Source organism: Rhizobacter sp. P2_H2 (assembly GCF_056403375.1).
Genome location: NZ_JBFUFP010000763.1, coordinates 1 through 2,664 on the forward strand (window position 1 = coordinate 1; position 2,664 = coordinate 2,664).

The following is a 2,664-nucleotide window of genomic DNA, read 5'->3' on the forward strand; positions in this document are numbered from 1 at the left end:
GATGAAGGCCACCGCCTCGGCGGCCGGGTCGAGCGACGGGTCGGCGAACAACTTGTCGGCCAGCGGCTCCAGCCCGGCCTCGCGGGCGATCATGCCCTTGGTGCGGCGGCGCGGCTTGAACGGCAGGTAGAGGTCTTCGAGCTCCTGCTTGGTGGGGGCCGCCTCGATCGCGGCACGCAGCGCGGGGGTCAGCTTGCCCTGCTCGTCGATGCTCTTCAGCACGGCCTCGCGGCGGTCTTCGAGTTCACGCAGGTACGAGAGGCGGGATTCGAGCTCGCGCAACTGGATGTCGTCGAGGTTGTCGGTGGCTTCCTTGCGGTAGCGGGCGATGAAGGGCACCGTCGCCCCGCCGTCCAGCAGTTGCACCGCGGCATTCACTTGCGCCGGCCGAACCTTCAGTTCGGCGGCGATCTGCAGAAGAATCTTGTCCAAGACGAGGGGGCCCGCAGCGGGGCGGCAAAGCACGAAAGCGGCGGAGTTTGCCACACGGTCATCCCTGGGGGCCCGGGCGGATTTGTCACCGTTTGCTATGCTCGCGGCCTTCGCGCCGTCCGTCTTCGATGTCCCACCGCCCCTTCGCCCTCACCCGTGCCTCGCGCCGCATCGCCCTCACGGCCGTGCTGCTCGTGTCGCTCGTGCTCGCGCAGGCGCTGGGGCTGATGCACGGCATCGCGCACATGCGCCATGTGCCGGGCACACCGGGCACGGCCACCCTGGCCGCCGGCGTGACGGCCAAGGCCGCCGACTCGGGCTGGGTCGCCAAGCTGTTCGCCGGCCACCAGCACGGCGGCGATTGCGATGTGTACGACCAGTTGACCCATGGCGACGCGCTGCACGGCATGACGCCGGTCTTCGCGGCCGTCGAGTTCACGCAGGCGCCGGTGGCGCTGCACCGCGGCTGGCACATCGCCGCGCAGTCCTCGGGCTTCCTCGCCCGCGGGCCCCCTTCCCTGAGCTGATCCGCCTTTCCAGGTTCGTCTCCGGGCCCGGCTGTGCATGCGCACGCCGGCCCCGGCTTCATCAGCTTTGTCGGAAGTCTTCCCATGCATTCGCTCGTCTCGAAGCGCCACGCCGTGTCCGTGGCCATCTCGCTCGCTTTCTCTTCTGCCGCCTTCGCGCAATCCACCCCGGTCGCAGCCGTTGCACCCGCCGCGGCGGCCAGTGCCCCCGCCACGCTCGACAAGGTCGTGATCACCGGCAACCCGCTCGGCCGCAGCGAGATCGCCGCGCCGGTTTCGGTGCTGACCGGGGATGAGCTGACGCTGCGCCGCGGCAGCTCGATCGGCGAGACGCTGAACGGCACGCCGGGCGTCTCATCGACGTATTTCGGCCCGAACGCGAACCGGCCGGTGATCCGCGGCCTGGACGGCGACCGCGTGCGCATGCTCAGCAATGCCGGCGGCTCGCTCGATGCGTCGAGCCTGAGCTTCGACCACGCCGTGCCGATCGACCCGCTGATCGTCGACCGCATCGAGGTGCTGCGCGGCCCGGGCGCGCTGCTGTACGGCGGCAGCGCGGTGGGCGGCGTGGTCAACGCGCTCGACAACCGCATCCCGTCGACCCGGCTGGACGGGCTGAGTGGCTCGGCCGAACTGCGCCTGGGCGGTGCCGATGCCGAACGCGGCGGCGCGGCGCTGCTGGAGACCGGCAACGGCCAGTTCGGGCTGCATGTGGACGCCTTCGGCCGCAAGACCTCGGACCTGCACGTGCCGAGCTTCACGCCGCGCGCCGATGGCGAGGACCAGCCGGAGACGAAGCGCGTGCGCGCGTCGGCCAGCGACACGCACGGCGGCGCGGTCGGCGGCTCGGTGTTCTTCGACCACGGCTACCTGGGCCTGTCGGTCGACACCTACCGCAGCACCTACGGCGCGGTGGCCGAGCCGGACGTCGACATCGACATGAAGCGCGACCACGTCGGCGTGGCCGGCGAGGTGAAGCAGCTGGACGGCCCGTTCACCGGCCTGCGCGCGAGCTTCAACCACACCCGCTACCAGCACCAGGAGGTCGACACCGGCACCGGCGCGGTCGGCACCACGTTCAAGACGGCCGGCAACGAGCTGCGCGTGGAGGCGACGCACGCGGCCCTCGGGCCGGTGCAGGGCGTGGTCGGGCTGCAGGTGGAGGATTTCGACTTTTCCGCGCTGGGCGACGAGGCCTTCGTGCCGAGCACGCGCACGAAGCGCCAGGCGCTGTTCGCGCTCGAGGACCTGGCCTGGAGCGGCGGCACGCTGACCGCCGGGCTGCGCGTGGAGCATGCGCGCATCACGTCGGACGGCGATGCCGCCGATGCGGCCGAGCCGAAGTTCGGCGCGGCGGATGCGCGCAGCTTCCCGGTGCGCAGCGCGTCGCTCGCGAACGTCTACAAGCTGACGCCGACCTGGTCGCTGAGCGGATCGCTGAGCTACACCGAGCGCGCGCCGACCTCGTTCGAGCTGTATGCGAACGGCGTGCATGCGGCGACCGGCGCATTCGAGCGCGGCGACGTGAACCTGGGCGTGGAGCGCGGCAACAACATCGACGTGGCGCTGGCGTGGAAGGACGACGGCAACGAGCTGCGGCTGGGCGCGTTCAGCACGCGCTTCTCGCGCTTCATCTCGCTGGAGGCAACCGGGCAGCAGATCGAGGCCGAGGGCGATGACGGCCCCGAGTCGTTCCCCGAGTATG

The 2,664-nt window shown here is 71.0% G+C and carries 3 protein-coding genes; 2 read left to right on the top strand and 1 reads right to left on the bottom strand.

The window, feature by feature from the left end; genetic code table 11:
• Window positions 1-432: Tex-like N-terminal domain-containing protein (locus tag AC1D15_RS25925; protein ID WP_477828249.1), on the bottom strand; the 432-nt coding region annotated here is incomplete at its 3' end.
• Window positions 433-560: 128 nt separating this feature from the next.
• Between AC1D15_RS25925 and AC1D15_RS25930 the strand changes: the two genes are divergently transcribed.
• Together AC1D15_RS25930 and AC1D15_RS25935 are read left to right on the top strand one after the other, a co-directional pair.
• Complete coding sequence (locus AC1D15_RS25930) at window positions 561-959, top strand: hypothetical protein (protein WP_477828250.1); 399 nt, start codon at window positions 561-563, stop codon at window positions 957-959.
• A gap of 114 nt (window positions 960-1,073) precedes the next feature.
• The coding region (locus AC1D15_RS25935) for a TonB-dependent receptor (protein ID WP_477828251.1) at window positions 1,074-2,664 on the top strand (1,591 nt) is incomplete at its 3' end.